Source organism: Fibrobacter sp. UWT3 (genome assembly GCF_900230125.1).
Lineage (GTDB): Bacteria > Fibrobacterota > Fibrobacteria > Fibrobacterales > Fibrobacteraceae > Fibrobacter.
Map to the genome: position 1 here is coordinate 389,859 of NZ_OCSS01000003.1, position 21,206 is coordinate 411,064.

The following is a 21,206-nucleotide window of genomic DNA, read 5'->3' on the forward strand; positions in this document are numbered from 1 at the left end:
TCCATCCCTGAGATCATCTACAATGTTCTCAAATTTCAGAAACAAATATAATATCTTTACAATAAAATATATTGTTTTTAAATAAAATTTTACCATTATTTAATAAAGAATGTTCTCACTTTTTAAAAAATGTTCTCATTTCCCCTCAGAAACGACCAAATAAAAAAAAGGCGGCGCAAGGCCACCTTATTCTCCACGTTCTCTCGATATGTATATGGTTTTTGTATTGGACGCTCCGCTACATCTCATTCCCGTGGGAGTCGCGGCAAAACCATAAATGTCCGTATCGCCCTGCCTATCGTACCAGGCGTCGACAGACCGCAGCAACTTGCCCGCAGAATCCGGCCCTCCCTAAGACCCTCACGACGCTTAATAATCCGCTCCATTCAAATCAAGGATTTGTGGTTTGCGCGGATTATTTGCGCGGGCACCTTCGGTGCAAGGATGCCCTTTTTTATGTGATTTGCCCCATACATAGCTGGTTCAAGAACGAAAACATATACACACCTGCTTTCTTTAAATGTATATTACCGTAAAACAGAATGCAGGGCCTATATGACTTCACAAAGAATCCTTGCCGCATTCGGCACAATCAGTTCGCTCGGGCTTTTCGCCTGCGGAAACGCCACCTCCGATGATCCAAATGTATATTTTCCGCCAGAGGACGAAGAACTTGAAGGTTGCTCAATGGAGTCCCTCGCCGATGAATCGGGCGTAAAGGTCCTGTGTGACGGTGATTCCGTCGCCACTCTACTGAATGGGAAAGACGGCTCCGACGGCAAGGATGGCAAAAGTTGCACGGCAGAACCCCTGCAAAACAAGACCGGATTAAAAATCCTATGTGGCGAGGATTCCGTCGGCGTCGTGTACAACGGTCGTGACGGCAAAGACGGTAAGGACGGTGCAGGCTGTTCCATCACAAAGATTGACGAAATCAACGCCCGAATTATCTGTGGTTCGGATTCCATCACGTTCTACGTAGGGCGTTCCGACAAGATTCCCGTATCTATCGATTCGCTGGCAGGCTTTGCGCAGAAGGGCCCCTTCCAAAAAGGTTCTTCCGTTTACCTGTACGAACTAACCGACGGCAAGACACTAAAACAGACAAAGGGGAATTACATCACAACCATCGAATCCGATGACGGTCGTTTCAAGTTTTCAGATATCGACTTGGAATGCCAATACGCCATGCTCCTTGCCGATGGACGATACAAGAACGAAATCACGGGAAAGGGGACTGTTTCCACGATAAAGTTAAAGAGTCTTGTAGACATTTCCAAAGATAGAACCGCAAACATAAACCTCCTGACACATTTGGAGTACGACCGTATACAATATCTTGTTACGCAGAAAAAGATGAGTGTCGATTCCGCCAAGGCAATTGCGCAATCCGAAATATTCAAGACTTTCCATATCGATGCAGAAAAATTCGACAAGTCCGAAAAACTTGACGTAACCGGCAAAACAGATGCCGATGCGGCATTGCTGGCCGTATCTGTATTGTTGCAGGGAGAACGAAACGAATCCGACTTAAGCATTCTTTTAACCGACTTTTCTACGGACATTCGCGAAGATGGAAAATGGAACGACGCAAAAAAACTAGCCTCCATAGCCGACTGGGCCCGAGATTTTGACGCAACCGACACAACCCTTATGAAATCAAACGCAACATTCGCCAAAATCATTCGCCAGTACTGGAGCTTCGAAAACGGGCTCGGCGCATGCGGTAGCGACAGCATTCCCAAAGGAACCGTAAAGAGAGTTACAAACAGCGATTCTAGATTCTACGCTAAGACATACGCCGACACAGCCAAGTCCAAGGAACGCTTTACCTGCGTGGGCGACTCCAAATGGAGACTCGCCACAAATGTCGAGAAAGATACTCTGGAATGGAAACCGAAAAATAGCAAGGATGGCGCAATACTGACGGGACCGATTTCCGGGAGCAAGTACGTATTTGACAAGGACACGCTTCGCCAGGCAACAAAGGAAGAAATCAAGTGGAACAAGGGGTGCGTGAGTTACCTGAAAAACGAAAGCGTTCTACTCGAGAATCAGTATTCCTACTACAAGTGTACCGATGATGGCTGGGCATTCGATTTCGAGCACCTGAACTTCGGTACGCTTACAGACAAGAGGGATGGGAAAACCTACAAGACCGTAGGCATAAAGAGTCAGATGTGGATGGCCGAGAACTTGAATTACGACTACAAGATAGACTCCCTAAGTTACGGGAACTACTGCTTTGACAATGTTCCCGAAAACTGCGAAAAGTTCGGGCGCATTTACCTGTGGTCAGCCGCGATGGACACCGCAAAAACCGGGTGCGGTTGGATGCACAAGTGCTCCCCCAAATATCCGGCACAGGGCATATGCCCCGACGGTTGGCACCTTCCCGATAATAGCGAATTCAACACGCTAATTGAAGCCGTTGGCGGCACAGAAAATGCCGTAACCGCCCTCAAATCCACCGAAGGGTGGGCCATCAACAACGAAGGAAATAGTTCCAATGGAACAAACTTGTATGGATTCAACGCGACTCCTGACGGGTACCGAGAGGAAACCGGGATTTTCATCTCTGACGGGATAATCGTCAACTACTGGAGTCCCACAGAAGATGGCGTGTATTACGGGCATGTGTTAGAATTCCATCACTACACCCAGATAGCGAAAGTTGGAATCGAATTAAAGGATCGAGGAAACTACATCCGTTGCGTAAAAGACTAAGGAATCCCGCCAGTTATTTCTGATTTGACCAGATGACGTAATCCCCGAGGGATTCTATCTGCTTTTTATCAAGGTAGTACGCCAGCGAGGGTTTATTCGGAAGAATAATTTCGTACATGATAAAGGAATTGATCTTCCCTGCCGAAAGGGCCTTGTCCAGGCGGGTAAGAGTCTTTGAATTCGCCTTGCGTTCATCAATTTTCGGCAACAGGCCGGCAAGGCATTCCTTGATCATCGCCTCGCCCATGTCCTTGTTTGCCTCGGCACGCTTCTTGTACTCGGGTTCGAACTTCCACGCAGCCTCGATAAACGCGTAATACATCCAGAGGGTATCGGCCTCCACCACCACGGAACCATCGGGTGTCTGGAGGACACGTGCCTGCGGGTTGAACGCCCAGTGGCTTGAATCAAGCCCGTTAGCCGCATAGATTTTCTGGCGCAGGGATTCGAGCCGCGGGTTGTTGCGGTTCAGCACCTTTGCGATAGAAATCTCCTCGAGGGCCCTTTTCCTGTCGCCCTTGTTGCGGTAAACGTCGGCAAGTAGCCAATGCGCAAGATAATCGATGTAGTTCGCCTCAATCGCCTTCTTGTACCAGGACTCAGCCATGTCCCAGTTCTGCTCTATACCGAAGGTCTGTGCGATGTAGGCCATCACGATGGTCGCATTCGGGTCAAGCAGCAGCACGCGCTTGTAAGCATCGCGGGCCTTCGCGTATTCCTTCTTGGAAAAGAGGTCCTCCGCCTTGTCTAAAGCCTTCTTCACGTCACCCTTGAACTCGAAGGCGGTCACCTTGTATCCCCCATCCACAAACTTGCGGTAGGCGGGCATGTTCAGCAAGTTGCTGCGGTCCGGTTCCGGGAAAGGTTTCTTGAGTTCCTTCACGGAATAGGGAATCTTGGAAACGTTCAATGTCTCCATCGCGCGCTTCAAGGGGTTGTCGTTTTCCGCAAAGGCAACTGCGGCAGATATGCAAAGAATGAGAAGCGTCTTGAATTTCATACTGTAAGTATAAAAAAGTTAATCCTTTACGCAGCGAACGTAGCAACCGAATAGTTTCTCGTTCTTACTCATGCTCGCATAATCACTGCCAACATACAAATAATAGGCAAAACGCGGAGAAACGTCGTAAGAAGCCCAAAGACATGTGGAACTGCCTGTTTGCTGATTATTGAAGACGGGTGGCAGAACCATCCCGCCAGGCATCAGCGAAAATCCGTATTTATCACGGAAAGCACTTTCAACGGTTCTAGAATCATTCTGCCACAAGTTAGACGCCTTCAAGTTGCTATTCCCGGAATGCCGTTCATTGACTGCGTAGAGCATAGTCTGGAATTCAGCCAAATCCGGCAAATGCCAGCCTTCCGGGCAAATTCCGCGAACATCTCTCGCTCTTGTGCAATATGAATCATTGCCACAGCCGACCGCATCATCGGAAAACTTGCCCAGGTAGTCCATGGCCGCAGCCCAGGTATATCCATATCCGTACTTGGCACAGGAATCCTTGTCATCCTTGATGCATCCTGCCCCTTCCGGATAATCAAGCCTCAGATTTTCCGCCATCCATGTTTGATCACCGATCACGACAGTCTTGTATTCACGGTTGTCGCGACTATCCTTGAGTGTCCCGTATTCGCAGTTGTCCTCTTCTTGCGTCTTGCACGGTTCCAGTTGCGCGACATCCGCAGAATCGGGTATCACCTTATAGAAATCGTCATCCTTCACGCACCTTACGGCCATATAGCAGCCACCACTATTGTCTTTCCATTCCACCGGTTTTTCTGCTTCCAAGTTAAAGGAATACAGGCTACCGTACTGGGCATAGTCTGCCGACATGTATATGGCTTTCGTATTGGACCCTCCGCTACATCTCATTCCCGTGGGAGTCGCGGCAAAACCATAAATGTCCGTATCGCCCTGCCTATCGTACCAGGCGTCGACAGACCGCAGCAACTTGCCTGCGGAATCCGGGCCGCCAACAGTCGTCACCAGCTTGCTGAAATCCATAAATCTCGGAAGATGCCAACCCGCGGGGCACGATACTTTCGCATCCATGTCCCAATAGTAGCGCCATACATCAGTGTCGGCAATGTCCGGGGTATAATTATATGAATATTTCGTGGCAGTATCCGTATAGTTCAGGTTCTGCGCCATCCAGGTCTGTTCCCCGATGACCACGTACCGGTAAGCCTGTCCGTCGCGTTCGTCGATAAACACCTGCACGCTGCTCGAACTCTCGGGTTTCTGCGAACTGCTGGATTCTTCTACCGAGCTACTCGATACAGAACTGCTAGACACAGAACTGCTCGATTCCTCGATAGAACTGCTAGAAGCTTCTTCGGAAGAACTTTCCACGGAACTGCTAGATTCCGGTTCCGGGTAATCGAGCGACGACGAGCCGTCATCGGAACACGCCGCCATCGCCAGCGCAACAAAAGCACCCGTCACACATTTCTTGAAATTCATTTGCCTCTTCATTGAGAAACCTCCTATTCAATCTTTTCCAAAGATATATTAAAAGGCGGCACAAGGCCACCTTTAATTTGTTTTTAACACGCGGTATCGCAAAAAAAATCAACGAATTACTTCGCGACGGTTTTTGCGAAAGAATCCTTCAGATCGACAGTCCTATTAAAGACAAGATGACCCGGCTTGGAATCTTCGCTGTCGAGGCAGAAGTAGCCCTGGCGCATGAACTGGAAGCGGTCTTCAAGCTTGGCGTTCGCGAGGCTCGGTTCCACCTTGGCCTGCTTAATCACCATGGATTCCGGGTTCAGGTAGTCGTGCCAGTCTTCGCCCTCGGGAACCTGTGCCGGGTCTTCCAGCGTAAACAGGTTGTTGATGAGGCGCACTTCGGCGTCCACGGCATGCGCCGCAGAAACCCAGTGGATGGTGCCCTTGACCTTGCGGCCATCGGGAGTCTCGCCGCCCTGGCTCTGCGGGTCGTATTCGCAGTGGATCACCGTCACCTTGCCGTTTGCATCCTTCTCGACGCTCTTGCAGGTCACGAAGTAGGCGCCCTTCAGGCGGACTTCGCCATCCGGCTTGAGGCGGAAGTACTTCTTGGGCGGTTCTTCCATGAAGTCGTCGGCCTCGATGTAGAGTTCCTTACCGAAGGGGACTTCGCGGGTACCGGCGGCGGGATCGTTGGGGTTGTTTTCAACCTTGATCATTTCCACCTTGCCGTCTTCCCAGTTGTCAATCACGAGCTTCACCGGGTCGATAACCGCCATCACGCGGTTCGCCGTCTTGTTCAGTTCTTCGCGAATGCAGAAGTAGAGCAGGTTCACGTCCACCATGGAGTCGGCCTTCGACACGCCGATGCGGTCACAGAACTCGCGGATGGAACTCGGGGTAAAGCCACGGCGGCGGTAACCGCAGACCGTCGGCATGCGCGGGTCGTTCCAGCCCATCACGGCCTTCGTCTCCACCAGTTCAAGGAGCTTGCGCTTGCTCATCATGGTGTAGGTCAGGTTCAGGCGGGCAAATTCAATCTGCTGCGGGCGGTTGTCGAGGCCCAGCTCAATCAGGAACCAGTCGTACAGCGGGCGGTGCGCCTCGAATTCCAGCGTACAAATGGAGTGGGTAATGCCCTCGATCCAGTCGCTAAGCGGGTGGGCAAAGTCGTACATCGGATAGATGCACCACTTGTCGCCAGTGCGGTGGTGGGTGCAGTGCTTGATGCGGTAGATGACCGGGTCGCGCATGTTCATGTTCGGGCTAGCGAGGTCCACCTTCGCACGGAGGCACTTCTCGCCGTCAGCGTACTTGCCGTCGCGCATCTCGCGGAAGAGCTTCATGTTCTCTTCGATGCTGCGGTCGCGGTAGGGGCTCGGGCGGCTGGGCTTGCCGGCGTCGTTGCCGCGGTATTCCTGCATTTCGTCGCGGGTCAGGTCTTCCACGTAGGCCTTGCCCATTTCAATCAGCTTTTCGGCAAAGGCGTAAATCTGGTCGTAGTAGTCGCTGGCGAAATATTCGCCGCCCTTCCATTCAAAACCCAGCCACTTCACGTCTTCGCGGATGGAGTCCACGTATTCCACGTCTTCCTTGGAGGGGTTCGTGTCGTCAAAGCGCAGGTTCGTGATGCCGCCGAAGTCCTTGTACTTGATGGCGGTACCGAAATTCAGGCAGATGGACTTCGCGTGCCCGATGTGGATGTAGCCGTTGGGTTCGGGCGGGAAACGGGTATGCACCTTGGTGCGCTTGCCCGTCTTGAGGTCGTTGACGATGATGTCCTGTACAAAATTCGAAGATTCGGGAATATCCATTGTGGCATCCTTTAAAAAATTACGGGGAAAATTTAGTAAAAAAACGCCATGTCGCAGTCACGCCGCAGGCGGGACAAGGGCATCTATAGACACACTTGTCGCTCCGCGACTTCGGTGTGACGAAGGAATGTGACGCAGGCTATTTCGGCATCTGGGCGCCGTAGCCTTCCATGAGGCCAAACAGCAGGAGAGATTCTTCCATCGGGTACTTGTTCATGAACATGGACACCTTCGAAGAGATGGAGCCCTGCTTGTTCATGCCCATCGCGGCGCGGAACAGGTTCGCCGGAGAGTTCTCGTTATACGAGGTCTGTTCGGTGTAGGTCGCATTCAGGAAGCCTTCAAGGTAAGCCTGGTTGATCTTACCCTTGAAAATGCTCGGGTCGCTGATGGAGATGTTCCCGCTCAAGCTCTCGATGCTCGGGGCATCTTCGAGGTCTTCGAACTGGTCGTCGGCAACATTGAGCCAGAGGATGCTCGGGCTCACCGTAACGGTCACGTCGCCCTTCTTGTTCAAGATGAACGCGTTCTTGTCGAGCCAGACCTTCTTCGTTTTCGGGTCACCCTTCGTGTTGTCGAAACCCGCCATCATGTTGAGTGCGAGCAGGTTGTTGTGGATGCGGCTAAAGCAGTTCGTGTTGGAACGCACGCCGAAGCCCATGTCACCGAATTCCTTGGTGCGGGTCCAGGTGAACATCACCGTGTTGTACGCAAATTCGTAATCGACTGCGCCCAGCTTGTTCTGCTTGGCAAGCACATTCGCACCGATAATGCGGTTCGCGATGAATATGTTGTTCAAAACCTTCACGTTGCCCGCGAAGTGGTTCACCTGCAGGGCAATGTTACCGGTGTTCACGAACACGCAGTTCTGGATGGTGAGGTCACCCTCGGAATTTTCGCCATAGAGGCTGTACACGTTCAGCGAGGGGTTCGTGGTGTTGCCCTTTGCGGGCGGTTCAAGCCACATGCCGGTCGCAACGCCTTCGGGCTTGCCGTTTACCGCGTGGTAGCTGTTCGCTTCGCCCTGGTCGAAAATGAAACCGTCAATCACGACCTTTGAGTTCGCGCCCTTGTAGTTGATGTGCAAAATGCCCTGGCCCTTGGTGGAGTTCATCTCGTTGGTGGGCTGGAACATCGTCTTGTTCTTGATGACGTCGCGGGTCTTGAAATCGTCGGAATAGCCGCCGATGAGAGATACCGGCTTGTCGAGCAGAATCCAGCCCTTCTTCATCTGGCCGTTGTAGTTGCCCGCGGCCACGTGAATCACGTCGCCGGCAGAAGCAAGTTCAATAGCCTTCCAGATGTTCTTGAGGGGCGCAGACGGGGACGTACCTTCGTTCTTGTTCTTGCCGCTCGGGCTCACGTACCAATCTGCCGCAAAAGCCTGGCCAGCAAGCGCAAGTGCTGCAGCCACTGCAATCATCTTAATGCTTTTCATATTACTCCTTTAGAAATTATACGGGAAATATAGTTCAAAATCGTTACTGACGGCGCTGTTCCTCGCGAATCTGTTCCATGCGGTTCCTGTATTTCGTATTGACCGCCTTGAGCCTCTCGTCCGAGACGGCCTTCCTGAACGACGGGTTCATCGCCTCGTAAACAAATTCGCGCACGCCCTGGACAAAGAATCTCGCCTCGAAATCCTCGTTGAAACTCTTCCTCATCCCGTCAAAGAGCATGTCGATTGTCACGCCCTGCGCGTAGGAATACTTGACAATCATGGACGTGGTATCGGCAATGACAACCTTCTGGCCCGTAATCGGCCCCGCAAGGGCAATCTCCGGAGCCTTGTCTCCCGCCGCCCTACGTTCCGCGGCCACCTTCTCGTAATGCTCGTTGATATCCTTCCGCTCTTCCTCCGAAAGCTGGAGTTTCCAGGTCGAATCCTTCAGGGCCCTCTCGTTATCGACAATTCCCTGAATCATTGCATCGAGATCGACCATCGCGCCGACCCGCTGGGGCGTATTCATGTACGACGGCAACCCGTAGACCGAGCCCAGGATGTAAGCAAATACTTGCGCGTCCGTCATCGCGCTTGCGGCATCGTTCTGGGGCTGGGCTGCAGCTTGCTGGGCCTTGACCTGTTCCGGAGCGGCCTTTTCCGCGACCTTCTGCGGTTCATCCGATTCACAGGCAAGCAGAGTAAACGCGCAAATACATAAGGCAACAAATTTTTTCATAGTAAATCCTCTTTTGCCTTAAATATTATATATCTTTTGTAAGGATTATTGAGAGTTCAGCCCCAGGTGGGCGGACAAAAGAGGTAAAATTGGACCGTATCGACGGAAAAACAGAGACGCTCTGTATCTTCGGGCATCCGGTGGCGCACAGCAAGTCGCCCGCGATGCACAACGCCCTTTTCGAGGCGCTAGGAATCAACGCACGCTACCTCCCCCATGCACCGGAACCGGAAAAATTCGCGGACGCCATCCGCGGATTCAGGGCCATGAAGTTCCGCGGGGCAAACGTCACCATCCCGTACAAGACCGAATTCGTGGGTTGCGAGGGAAGCCCTAGGCTTGTAGACGAACTCAGCAACATCAGCAAGTTCACCGGCAGCGTGAACACGCTCTACTGGAAAGACGGAATTGTCGGGGGCACTCTCCGCGGGACGACGACCGACCCGTACGGCTGCATCCGCAACCTCGAAGAAAACGGCGTAGACGTCAGCAACAAGCGCGTGGCGCTCCTCGGGAACGGCGGTGCGGCGAAGGCAATCGCGTTCACGCTCGTGGAACAGGGCAACGCGCTCACCATCGTGTGCCGCACGGCAGAAAAGGGCCAGGCGCTCGCAGACAGCCTGAATGCGGTATTTGTCGAAGTCGGGGTAAAGGTTTCGACCTTCGCCGACTTCGAAAGCATCTCCGCCGATTTCGACATCATCATCAACGCGACATCCGTGGGCATGACCCCGAACGAAGGCGAAAGCCCGCTCCCCGCGGAATGCCTCCACAAGGGGCAGGTCGTGTGCGACATCGTGTACGCGCCGCCGCGCACCAGGCTATTGCAGATAGCAGAGGCGAAGGGCTGCAAGGTCGTCACGGGCGAAGGCATGCTCGTACACCAGGGATTGGAAAGTTTCCGCAAGTGGTTCCCGAAGGAGACGGAGGGCCGCACCAACGAAGAACTGACTGCGATTATGCGCAAAGGGATGCAGGGCTAACATGAAAGAGCATATTTTCCTCACCGGATTCATGGCCAGCGGCAAGAGCCGCACGGGCCGCACCCTTTCCGAACGCCTGGGCCGCCCGCTCGTCGATACCGACGCGGTTATCGTCGAGCGCGCAGGCAAGAGCATCAGCGAGATTTTTGAACAGGATGGCGAAGCGAAGTTCCGCGAGATGGAACGCGACGTGATTGCAGAAATCGCGGCCAACGAGACACCCCAGGTGGTATCGCTCGGCGGCGGCGCCATCAACAATCCCGAAAACGTGAAAGTCATCCGCGAATCGGGAACGCTCATCCGCCTGTGGGCCAAGCCCGAAATACTGAGTGAACGCATCGGCCGCAAGAACACGCGGCCGCTCCTCGCGAACCTGAGCGACGAGGAACGCCTCGCGAAAATCAAGGTGATGCTCAAGGAGCGTGAAAAGAACTACGCGCAGGCGGATTTCAGCGTGGAAAGCACGAACGACGTGAACGATTCCCACATCATCGAGCGGATCCTGCGCATGTTGCAGTTCTGGAAGAGCCACGCGCTCGATGTTTACCCGAGCAGCGGGGGCCGCTACCCCATCTTTATCGGGAAGGATATCGTCCCCGAGACTGCATGCCTGCTCGAAGGCCTTCAGCTCGCCCCCTCGCACGAATTTCTGGTATGCACCGACACGACCATCGCGAAGGCGCAGGGCAACATGCTCAACATGCTCCGCGGCCAGGCCGGCAGGTGCCCCGTATTCAAGTTCCAGGCGGGCGAACGCAACAAGACGCTCCACAACCTGAACCAGCTTTTCACGTTCATGCTGCACCGCGGCTACACCCGCAAGAGTTGCCTGTTGCAGTTCAGCGGCGGCGTGGTCGGCGACATGGCCGGCTTCGGGGCCGCCACCTACCAGCGCGGCATCCCGTTCATCCAGTTCCCCACGACCCTCCTCAGCATGGTCGACAGTTCCGTGGGCGGCAAGGTGGCGGTGAACCACCCCGAAGGCAAGAACATGATAGGCGCGTTCTACCAGCCCCGCGCGGTGGTGTGCGACATCTCGGTGCTTTCGACGCTCAACGATACCGAATACCTCGCGGGCCTTGCCGAAATCGTCAAATACGGCGTCATCTACGACGAGGAATTCTTCCGCTACCTGGAAGGCAACGTAAGCGCCATCAAGAACCGCGACTTCGATGCGCTCAAGCACATGATTTTCCGCAGTTGCCAGATCAAGGCAGAGGTCGTGGGCATCGACGAGAAGGAATCGGGCCTGCGCGCCATTCTCAACTACGGGCACACCTTCGGGCACGCCATCGAAAAACTTACCGGCTACAACATGTTCAGTCACGGCATCGCGGTTTCGCTCGGGATGCGCGTCGCCGCAAGGGCCGCCGTAATGCTCGGCATGATGGATGCCGCGGCAGAATCCCGCCAGAACGCGCTCCTCGACGCACTCGGATTCCCGAAAACGTTCAACGTGGATACGGAAAAGGCCTGGGAAGCGATGGCGGTCGACAAGAAGGCCGAAAAGGGCACGCGCGTCTACATTCTGCCCACCAGAATCGGTGCGGTCGAAAAAGTGACGAACATCGAAAAAGAAATTGTAACGAAAGCATGGGATGCAATTAGGTGAGGAATAGCATATGAGCATATTAGTTACAGGCGGTACGGGAGGACTCGGTTTCCACATCCTCTCGAACTTGAGCGGAACAAGCCATGGGCTTTACAGTTTCAGCGACGAACAGCCGCAGCCCTGGCAGAAGGTGGACGGCGTGGAGTTCCTCACTGGCGACATGCTGAACTTCAAGGACGTGCTGGAGATGATGCAGAAGGTCGAGCCTACGCACATCTACCACCTTGCGAGCCAATCCTCCGTGGGCCTCAGCTACAAGAAGCCCTACGAGACCCTGAACATCAACCTGCTCGGCACGCAGACGCTCCTGGAAGCCGCAAGGCAGGTGGTCCCGAAGGCGAAAATCATGCTGCTCAGTTCGAGCGAAATTTACGGCCGCACGGAACAGCACCTCACCTACCTCCACAAGGAAACAGACCTGCCGAACCCGCTCACGCCCTACGCGACATCGAAGGCGTGCATGGAAATTCTCGGGAACCAGTTCAGGAACGCAAACGACATGCACATCGTCGCCGTGCGCCCCTTCCATTTTACGGGCCCGCACCACAGCAGGCGTTTCGCAATCCCCTCCATTACCTACCAGCTGGTAAAGATAAAGTATTACCACGCCGAACCCGTAGTGTATTCGGGTAGCCTCGACATCAGCCGCGACGTGGTGGACGTGCGCGACGTTGCCCGCGCCATGATACAGATTCTCAACACGGCCCCCTCCGGGCAGGTGTACAACATCTGCAGCGGGAAATCTTACACCTTCCGCGAACTCGTCGACATGCTCGTCGAGATTGCAGACGTGAGCGTAGACTTCCGATTTGACCCTGCCTACGAACGCACGAACGATATCCCGTTACTGATTGGCGACCCCACCAAGGTAAACGAAATCGGCTGGAAGCCCATGATCAGCATCGAGGACAGCCTCACCGACCTCTTCAACGAAATGGTCGTGCGCAGGCGCACCGAACTCAAGCTCGGCATGGGCAAGGACCTGCCGCTGTAAAAGCGCTCGTTATCCCGATATTACGCCAAGCGCCCCGATAAAGGGGCGCTTTTTTTCGCCTCATTTTTTTATTTTTAGGAATATGAGACGTTCCTTCGGCATGTTATTTTTTGCAGTCCTCTCCGCATTTGCGGTCCAGGCCGCTTTCGCGGGCGATGTGACGCCCCCCTCTGGCGCCGTGCGCAACCTTACGGCAAGCGATTTTATGCCGCACCAGAACAGCGCGAAGGAATTCAACGAAACATGGAGTTACCAGTTCGTGTTCGACAACGGGACGCGCGCATTCGTGAACTATTCCACGCTTTACGTCCCGGCATCGGGCAAGAAGATTGGCTGCGACATGAGCTTCTGGAACTTCAAGGGTAAAAGTTACGCCGTGGGTCGCCAGTACCCGCCCGAACGCCTGAAGGCCATCAAGGAAAAGAACACCATCGACATCAAGGGCGAATACGCGATGGAAGGCAAGCCCGGCAAGGGTCACCGTGTGTACTTTACCGCCGACAAGGGCGGAAAGTTTTTCATGGACCTCACGTTCGAAAGTGCCGAACAGGGCAAGGTGCTGGGCGACGGCATCTGGAAAGTCGGGGACGCAAAGTTTGCGCAGTACGTGCACATCCCTTACGGTCGCGTTTCGGGCCGCATCGGCTACAACGAGGATACGATTAGCGTGAAGGGCTATGCCTACATGGACCAGATTTGGCAAACCGTGCAGGCGACAGACCTCGCGGTCCGTTCCATCAATTTCAGCACCAATACCCGCTCGCCCTACTATGCGGGCAGAATCTCCATAAGCGAAAAAGGCGGGTTGTTCGGCTATGCGCTCTACAACGCGGGTGAAGGCACCAAACTGCTGTTACCCACGCAGGTCAAGGACGGCGAGGAAACCTACAGCGGCAAGAAGTTCCCGAAGAACAAGCTTACCATCGCATGGAAGGAGGGAGCACCCGAGCTTTCGTTCCCCGTGAACAAGACGTACCAGAAGGCAAGCCTCCTGGACAAGGTGGACGGGTGGTTCGCGAAGAAGGCGATGAAGATAGCCGCGGGCGGAGAGATTCTTTTCTACCGCGGGCGCAGCGATGCGAGCCACAACAAGAAACTCGACTGGACCGTAACGGGAGCGAAGGACTAATGACGAAGTTTCGCCCCTGCATAGACCTGCACGACGGAAAGGTAAAACAGATTGTCGGCAGTTCGCTCAGCGATAGCGGTGCCGGCCTCAAGACGAATTTCGAGACGGACCGTTCCCCCGCCTGGTTTGCAGAACTCTACAAGAAGGACGGTATAAAGGGCGGACACGTGATTATGCTCGGGAAGGGCAACGTGGAAGCCGCAAAGGCGGCCCTCGCGGCATACCCGGGAGGCCTGCAGGTCGGGGGTGGAATCACCGCCGACAACGCGATGGAATACATCGGGGCGGGCGCAAGCCACGTGATTGTCACCAGCTGGATTTTCCCGGAAGGCAAGCTCGACCGCGAGCGCCTGGAACGTTTATCGAAAACGGTGGGCCGCGACCACCTGGTACTCGACCTGAGCTGCAAGCGCATCGCCAATGCAAGCACAGGCGACTCCGTTTTGCACGGGAAAGATTGCCCGCGCTGGAAAATCGCCATCAACCGCTGGCAGACGCTTATCGATATCGAGATTACCGCCGAGACGCTCAATGACCTCGCCCGGTACTGCGACGAGTTCCTGATACACGCTGCCGACGTGGAAGGCAAGCAGCAGGGCATGGACGACGAACTCATCGTGTTCCTCGCCGAAAACAGCCCCATCCCCTGCACGTACGCAGGCGGCGCCAAGTCGCTTGCCGACCTGGAACACTGCAAGCAAATTTCAAACGGAAAGATTGACCTCACCATCGGATCGGCGCTAGACCTTTTCGGTGGCAAAGGAGTGAAGTATGAAGACTGCGTCAGGTTCAACAAAGCTTAAGGCTACCGACGCGCTGGACACGAGACCGCCGATTTTCGGGCGCACGGTCACGAGTACGTTCAGGAAGATGTTCAGTTTCAGGCATCAGCCCCCCGGAAACCTGCGTACCGGCATGATTCCGCCGATTGTTTTCGGGTCGCTACTCCTGAACATCCCGAAGTTACTGAAGTTGCGCGGCTACCTCAAAAAGGAACGCGCCAAGAGACCCGCAGACGACGTGCGCATCCTGTTCTATTCCGACAACCTGGACGAAACGAACGGGATTGCGAACAACCTGAGGAACGTTATCCCGTACATGCGTGCACATGGCATGAAGGCCTTCCTTGCAGGCAACGCGTTCAACACGCGCCCCTGCGGCGTGGTGGAAAACGGCTACTGCATTCTGCTCCCGAGGCTATTCAGCATGGAACAGCTCGGGTACGCGAACAGCGAACTTGCCATCCCGCGCGTGGGCCCGGTGCTCAGGCTGTTGAAGCGCTACCCCGTCGACCTCATCGAGTTCGAGACCCCGAGCCCCGGCGCCTGGCTCGTATGCTTCTGCGCGAAGGTTGCAGGCATCAAGGTATTCAGCCACTACCGCACCGACGTCCCTACCTACACGAAGACCCTCGTGAAGGCAAAATGGATGTTCCACTTTGTGCTGTGGCTCATGAAGATTTTCTACGGGATGACAAAGCCCGTGGTTAGCCCCTGCAAGGACTACGCGGACATTCTCACCTCGCAGCTGAAAATCCCCGCGAACCAGGTGCAGATTCTGCCCCGCGGGCTCCCGCTCGAAAAGTTCTCGCCCGACCTGCGCGGGAAGGGCGTGTGGGAAAAGTACAACGGCTCCACCGAAGCGGTTCAGACCGGAACCGCGCGCAAGGTCCGTTTCTCGTTTATCGGACGTATCTCGAAAGAGAAGAATCTCGAGTTCTTGAACGGCGTGTGGAAGAAGTTCGCCGCCCAGCACAACGACGTGGAACTCATGTACGTGGGTTACGGCTGGTACCTCGAAGAAATCAAGAAGTTCTTCGCAGGCGACAACAGCGTGCATTTTGCAGGCGAGCAGGGCGGCGAGACGCTCGCGAGCCTCTATGCGGATTCGGACTTTTTCCTGTTCCCGAGCGTGACGGACACCTTCGGGAACGTCGTGGTAGAAGCGATGTCTACGGGGACGCCCGCAATCGTGAGCAACTACGGTGGCCCGCACGATATCGTCATGGACGAAGCCGCGGGGCGCATCTTGCCCATCGACGAGAATGCATGGCTGAACGCGATGGAAGAATGCCGCACGATGTTCCTGGAAAAAACCGAAGAATACGCCAAGATGCGCGAGGTCGCCCACGAGCGCACGCTCAAGTACACGATGCAGAATTCTACCAAGGCGCAGTTCGATTTCTTCAAGAAACTGAAGAAAGAAGCCTACAAGCTATAGTTTCACTTTCTGCGCCTTGCGCCAGCGCTCACGTATAAGCTGCAGGTCGTGCTGGTAAGGGTTCCGCTTGAAATCCTCGAACGCCCACGCCGTCGGGTGGAAAAAGCCCTTCGCGTACGTGAGCAGCATGTCTAGCCACACGCCCTCGCCCGCATACAGCTTGAACGGCCCGCGCTTGTAACTCGGAAGTACCACCTTGTCCAAGTCCATGTAGCCGATATCGATATTCACGGTACGCATGTCCGGATTCTCGGCACTTGCCATCGTGAGTTCAAGCTCATTACTGCGCGCCTTTTCCAGGGCAATCGTCTCTGCCGGGATGCACTTCTCGAACGAAACCACACCGCGGTAGAGCCCCTCGCCCATCTCGGGCTCGTAATACGGAGTCTTGTCGAAGGCGAAAAGCGCTCCCTTGTGGCGCAGCGGCCCCCAGGTATTTTCCAGCGCGCACAATACTTCCGGGTTCCATTCCGCACCCTTCTGGAGAACAAACGCGAGCAACTGCACCGGCTCGCAAAACTGTCGCTTAGTCGCCATCGTAACCTCAGTGCGGGTAGACCCGCAAGTTCTTGCGGATGTGTTCCAGCTGCTGTTCCGTAAAGCCGTCCACGCCATCCTCGTTCACTGCGGGGAACATCATGTTATGCGAATCCGGGCAAGAGTTCATATCGAACGCGGTCGCAAACCTCCCGCGCAAGGTGGGCAACCTGGCAAAGTCGCTTACGGGCTTACCGCCACGGCTCTTTAGAAGTCCCGAGGTAAGCAGGTCCTTGCAATACGGAGTATCGGTAAAGCCATCCTCGTAGTTCGAGTAGTCCATGTCCACCTCGAAATCTGCGAGGGTCGCAGTCGTGTGCCTCAACCCGAAGAAATGCCCGGTCTCGTGAATCGCAGTCGATATCATGGATGTGTACGGCACACCCTCCTCGCCCGAGGGAGTCTTGTTGTACGCGCCAATGACGACGGTACTTCCCGTGCCGCCCTGCAAGTTGCTTCCATACAGGAGCGAATATCCCAGCACCCAGTCCGCCTCGATGCGGTGCACCAGCAGAATATCAAGAGCGTTCTTCAGCTTGGGCTCTGGCCAGCCTCCCAGTTCGGTTACAAACATGTCGTCGGAAGACCTGCCTGCAACCCAGGGCTCGTTCGCCGGGTACTTCGAGCCGAGCGTCGGATGTTCATGCGCGTATCGCACATACAAGGTATCAATAACGATAGACGAGTAATACGTCCTGAAATTTGTGAGCAAGAGTTCCGCAAACAAGTTCTCGTTCATGAACGAATCAAGGAAATCGACCTTGCCCACGACAATCAGGTTGAGCGAAAGCGTATCGGAATAGGGGCCCTCTGCAGCAAGGCGAGCCCAGCGCGTTGTACCCTTGTAGAGTTCGCCGTCCAGCACAAGCGTGGTCACCCATGTATTGCGGTCAAGTTCCTCGCACAGGAATTCATAGACATAGCGGCTGCCTTCGAGCTTCGGTTCCAGCGTGCGCACGTGGCTGGTCGAAACGCGGCCTTCACTTACCATCTCCCCTAGGCGGAAAAGCTGGAGCACGGGCGCGTCCTCGATATTCGGATCCTTCTCGAAAGAAAGGGTGTACGAGACCTTCGGGTGCACAAGCAGTTGCAAGCCTTCCGCCACATGGGCCGAGGCAGAATCGTTGTTCGCGAGGTCGTTGGGGTAAAGCACATACGGAGAAAGCGTCCGCGGAAGAATTACGGGTTCACCCGTTTCTTCTTCGGCACAGCCCCAAAAACCGGCCACGAGGAGGGCTAAAAGCATGTAAAGAATTTTTTCACGCATGTTTTGGCTCATTTTCGCATTTCGGGCGTCTTATAGATAGAGGCACCTTCAACCTGGAACAAAACTATAAAAATATGAGAAAAAAACAAAACAGGAAAGCGGTTCTTTTACAGAACATGCGCGATTTGATGGACCCGCTTGCGGGGAAACCGGCACTCGTCGCGGCACTCACCGTGATGGCGACATACGCTAGCCTAGACGCTCCGGAATTTGCGGTGGCACTGCTCGCCCCCATCGCAATATGCACGAGATTTTTCCCGAGGAGCGTGCAGTGGTGCATCCTGGGGGCGCTTGTTGCCGGAGTGACGTGCCACGACCTGCTCGTGGGCCCGCGGGGGGCAAGCCTCCCGGACGACCTGCCCACGAAGGCGTGCGGTAAAATCGAGGCGATGCTCCCGAGGGCGAACGGGACCGCGTTTATCATTGCGGTAAATGAGTATCGCGTGAGGATAACCGAAAAGCGGGATTTGCCCGCACTCCCGGAACCGGGAGACAGCATCTGCTACGAGGCAAAGTGGTACCCGGTCATGGACCCCACGGTTCCCGGCGGGTTCAACACGCGGGAATGGCTCACGAGCCAGAAGTTCGCCGCCTACGGGAAAATGCTCCACTGGGATTCCTGGCGCGGAGGCTGGACGTTCGAGCGGTATTTCCACCGGTTCCGCCGCTGGCTCAAGACGCGGTTCGACGACTACTTGGAACCTGCGGAGACGGGGCTCCTGCTCGGGCTACTCGCGGGCGACAGGAGCGGCATTCCCGAGGCGCTCCGGAACGACTTCCAGCGTTCGGGCCTCGTGCATGTCCTCGCGATTAGCGGCTTCCATGTGGTTCTGCTCGCGGGCATGCTCATGGTGTTCCTGAAGGCGACGCGCCTCCCCCACAAGGCGGCAAGCATCATCGCAATCTGCCTGCTCGGCGTGTACGTGCCGGTCACCGGCGGGTCGCCCGCAGTCATACGCGCGGTGCTGATGTTCGCCGTCCCGCAACTGGGCACGCTGTTGCAACGCCCCGCGAATACACTGAACAGCCTGGGGGTCGCCCTCCTGTGCATTCTCCTGCATTCGCCCGCAGAACTCTGGAATACGGGTTTCCAGCTTTCCGCAGCGGCAACCGCGGGCATCCTCGTAGGCAACAGCTACAACCCGCTCCGCCACCTCCCGGAATTCCTGAAGCGGAGCAAAACCTGGAACGTGCTCGAATCTCTCGCCATCGCCCCTACATACGTTACTTTGTGCGCAACGCTTGCCACGGCGCCGTTCCTGATACATCACTTCAAGACGCTCTCCCCGATGGCGTGGCTCGGGAACATCGTCGTGGTTCCCCCGATTTCGTGGGGAATGCAGGCAGGGCTATTCGCGGCTCTTTCGCCCATCGACTTCATGCGCGAAACATTCTGCTATGCGGCAGGATTCTTCCTCCGGCTTGCAAGTTTGCTTACGCGGCTACTTTCCGATTCGGCGCAGGCATCGGTAACCGTCGGGCCGTTCAATGCCTGGATACTGCTCCTGCTCGGCCTGCTGTTCGTCACGTTGCCCGTGTGTCGCAAGAACCTGGTCGCCCGCGGGTACTGCATCATATGCACGCTTATTTTTTCCATCACGTTCTGCGTCCAGGGCATAACGCAAATTCTGGGCCCTACCTGGAGCATGACCGTCATCGATGTAGGGCAAGGCGACAGCATATTGCTGAAAAGCCCTGGCGGGCGCTACATCCTCGTCGATGCGGGCGATATCGACTACACTGATTCCGGCAAGGACATCATCGTGCCCTTCCTGCACCACATCGGCGTGCAGAGGCTCGACGCGCTCGTGATAACGCACCCGCACAAAGATCACTTCGGGGGTGCCGCAAGCCTGCTTCGCATGTTCCCGGTGAACGAGATATGGACAAACGAATGTTCCCGCACAGCAGACGGCGTAGAATGGCGCGAGATGGTCGAGGAAGCGGTAAACCGCAAGGTTCCCCTGCGCGAAATAAGACGCGGATTTACCTGGAAGGAATCTTTTTTCGGGAGCGACTTCTTTCAACTGCAGGCGATACACCCGAAGGGGCTAAAAGACCGCGAAAGGGAATGCCGCGACCTGAACGAGGCAAGCATCACGTTACGGGCGAGTGGGCTAGGGCATTCCGCAATTGTCACGGGCGACCTGACCGTCCCGGGCGAGAAGACGATTCTGGGGTCGCTCGCCTACCTAAGGAGCGACGTGCTGAAGGTGGGGCACCACGGGAGCAAGACTTCGAGCAGCGAGGAATTCCTGAAGGCGGTGGGCCCGCAGGTTGCCATCATCTCGAGCGGGCGCAGGAACAGGTTCCGCCATCCGCACAAGCAGGTGACTGAACGGCTCGACGCGCTTGGGATTCCTTACCTCAATACGGCGAAAAGCGGGACCGTTACCGTAACGTTCTCGGAAGATTCCGTCACCGTAGAAACAATGCTTAAGTGAGACTAGGGAGGGGCTCGCACGGCGGCGCCTGGCGGCGCATCATTTATTTCAAGCAGTCAAGCGCGACACTATGCAGGGTGCCGTTCGTCGCGACACTCGAGAACCCTTCGTAAATCGGGGCCGTGGGCTTGCCGTCTGCATCAAAGAGCTCGGTCTTTCCGTCGATGGTGCTGAACTTTCCGCCCGCTTCCTTGAAAAGGAGCGGATACGGCGCGATGTCCCAGAGGGAAACGACCGGGTCCACCATCACTTCGGCGCGCCCTGCCGCCACAAGGTAATACCCGTAGCAATCGCCCCACCCGCGGTGGAGCCGAGCCCCGCGCCGGAGCTTCGCGAAACCTTCGCCATAGCCCGAAGTTTCCATGGTGTTTACCGTACCCGAAAGCACGAGAGCCTCGTTCAACTGCGACACGCCCGATACACGAACTGCGCGGCCGTCCAGGAAGGCCCCCCGCCGTTTACCGCCCAGACAGCGGTATTCATCGCGGGAATGCGGATGAGTGAGCATACGGGAATGTTCTTCTTGTAGAGTGCGATAAGCGTGCCGAACAGGGGGACGCCGTGAATAAAAGCCTTCGTACCGTCAATCGGATCAATCACCCACTGGTATTCCGCATCGGGGCTCTCGATTCCGAATTCCTCGCCAATCACGCCGAAGCCCGGAGTTTCCTTCGCCCAGAACTTGCGGCAAAGTTCTTCCGTACTCTTGTCGGCAACCGTCACCGGCGTGTTGTCCTTTTTCCACTCGACGCCGATACCGGACTGGAAATACTTCAGGATATTTTCCTGGGCCATTTCCGCCGCCTTGAGGGCGATTTGCAGCAGGTCGTTGAATTCCTGGGCCATA

At 55.4% G+C, this 21,206-nt stretch carries 15 protein-coding genes and 1 pseudogene; 8 read left to right on the forward strand and 8 right to left on the reverse strand.

What is annotated here, in order from left to right:
* Nucleotides 1-555 precede the first annotated feature (555 nt).
* Nucleotides 556-2,727 carry a fibrobacter succinogenes major paralogous domain-containing protein gene (locus CRO08_RS13170; protein WP_097036569.1) on the forward strand — a complete coding sequence of 724 codons (2,172 nt, stop codon included), beginning with the start codon at nucleotides 556-558 and terminating at the stop codon, nucleotides 2,725-2,727.
* Nucleotides 2,728-2,740: 13 nt separating this feature from the next.
* Here the strand turns inward: CRO08_RS13170 and CRO08_RS13175 are convergent, their stop codons facing one another.
* The 5 genes from CRO08_RS13175 to CRO08_RS13195 all read right to left on the reverse strand — a co-directional run bounded on the left by CRO08_RS13175 (nucleotide 2,741) and on the right by CRO08_RS13195 (nucleotide 9,173).
* The gene (locus CRO08_RS13175; RefSeq protein WP_097036570.1) at nucleotides 2,741-3,727 is read right to left on the reverse strand and encodes a hypothetical protein; all 987 of its coding nucleotides are present in this window, start codon (nucleotides 3,725-3,727) and stop codon (nucleotides 2,741-2,743) included.
* Between the two features lie 18 nt (nucleotides 3,728-3,745).
* Nucleotides 3,746-5,191, reverse strand: a complete 1,446-nt coding sequence (locus CRO08_RS16790) for an FISUMP domain-containing protein (RefSeq protein WP_176495159.1) — start codon at nucleotides 5,189-5,191, stop codon at nucleotides 3,746-3,748.
* A gap of 116 nt (nucleotides 5,192-5,307) precedes the next feature.
* Nucleotides 5,308-6,993, reverse strand: a complete 1,686-nt coding sequence (locus CRO08_RS13185; protein WP_072808248.1) for a glutamine--tRNA ligase/YqeY domain fusion protein — start codon at nucleotides 6,991-6,993, stop codon at nucleotides 5,308-5,310.
* A 139-nt stretch (nucleotides 6,994-7,132) separates the two neighbouring features.
* Nucleotides 7,133-8,431 carry a DUF1565 domain-containing protein gene (locus CRO08_RS13190; RefSeq protein ID WP_097036572.1) on the reverse strand — a complete coding sequence of 433 codons (1,299 nt, stop codon included), beginning with the start codon at nucleotides 8,429-8,431 and terminating at the stop codon, nucleotides 7,133-7,135.
* Nucleotides 8,432-8,474: 43 nt separating this feature from the next.
* A complete protein-coding gene (locus tag CRO08_RS13195; protein ID WP_097036573.1) occupies nucleotides 8,475-9,173 on the reverse strand; it encodes a hypothetical protein in 699 nt (232 codons plus the stop codon).
* Between the two features lie 89 nt (nucleotides 9,174-9,262).
* Here CRO08_RS13195 and aroE point away from each other — a divergent pair, with 89 nt between their 5' ends.
* From aroE to CRO08_RS13225, 6 genes are all read left to right on the forward strand, one after another.
* A complete protein-coding gene (gene aroE, locus CRO08_RS13200; RefSeq protein ID WP_097036574.1) occupies nucleotides 9,263-10,156 on the forward strand; it encodes a shikimate dehydrogenase in 894 nt (297 codons plus the stop codon).
* Nucleotide 10,157: 1 nt separating this feature from the next.
* Entirely contained in the window at nucleotides 10,158-11,768 is a 1,611-nt protein-coding gene (aroB, locus tag CRO08_RS13205; RefSeq protein WP_097036575.1) for a 3-dehydroquinate synthase, read from the forward strand.
* 10 nt (nucleotides 11,769-11,778) lie between these two features.
* Nucleotides 11,779-12,762: a GDP-mannose 4,6-dehydratase gene (locus CRO08_RS13210; RefSeq protein WP_097036576.1), complete on the forward strand. Its 984-nt coding sequence runs from the start codon at nucleotides 11,779-11,781 to the stop codon at nucleotides 12,760-12,762.
* 82 nt (nucleotides 12,763-12,844) lie between these two features.
* The gene (locus tag CRO08_RS13215) at nucleotides 12,845-13,891 is read left to right on the forward strand and encodes a hypothetical protein (RefSeq protein WP_097036577.1); all 1,047 of its coding nucleotides are present in this window, start codon (nucleotides 12,845-12,847) and stop codon (nucleotides 13,889-13,891) included.
* Nucleotides 13,891-14,694: a phosphoribosylformimino-5-aminoimidazole carboxamide ribotide isomerase gene (gene hisA / locus CRO08_RS13220; protein WP_097036578.1), complete on the forward strand. Its 804-nt coding sequence runs from the start codon at nucleotides 13,891-13,893 to the stop codon at nucleotides 14,692-14,694. Before CRO08_RS13215 ends, hisA begins: the two co-directional genes overlap by 1 nt.
* On the forward strand, nucleotides 14,663-16,111 hold the full coding sequence (locus tag CRO08_RS13225) for a glycosyltransferase (protein WP_097036579.1): 1,449 nt from the start codon (nucleotides 14,663-14,665) through the stop codon (nucleotides 16,109-16,111). The genes hisA and CRO08_RS13225 overlap by 32 nt, the downstream gene beginning before the upstream one ends.
* Here CRO08_RS13225 and CRO08_RS13230 read toward each other — a convergent pair.
* Entirely contained in the window at nucleotides 16,106-16,648 is a 543-nt protein-coding gene (locus tag CRO08_RS13230; RefSeq protein WP_097036580.1) for a DUF4416 family protein, read from the reverse strand. The two genes, CRO08_RS13225 and CRO08_RS13230, sit on opposite strands and share 6 nt — an antisense overlap.
* Nucleotides 16,649-16,655: 7 nt before the next feature.
* Nucleotides 16,656-17,894, reverse strand: coding sequence for a hypothetical protein (locus CRO08_RS13235; RefSeq protein ID WP_097036581.1), 1,239 nt, complete (start codon nucleotides 17,892-17,894; stop codon nucleotides 16,656-16,658).
* A gap of 137 nt (nucleotides 17,895-18,031) precedes the next feature.
* Here CRO08_RS13235 and CRO08_RS13240 point away from each other — a divergent pair, with 137 nt between their 5' ends.
* Complete coding sequence (locus CRO08_RS13240; RefSeq protein WP_097036582.1) at nucleotides 18,032-20,359, forward strand: DNA internalization-related competence protein ComEC/Rec2; 2,328 nt, start codon at nucleotides 18,032-18,034, stop codon at nucleotides 20,357-20,359.
* Between the two features lie 43 nt (nucleotides 20,360-20,402).
* On the opposite strand, the pseudogene hisN reads toward CRO08_RS13240, so the two are convergent.
* Nucleotides 20,403-21,205 (reverse strand): annotated as a pseudogene (gene hisN / locus CRO08_RS17650) (histidinol-phosphatase).
* Between the last annotated feature and the right edge of the window lies 1 nt (nucleotide 21,206).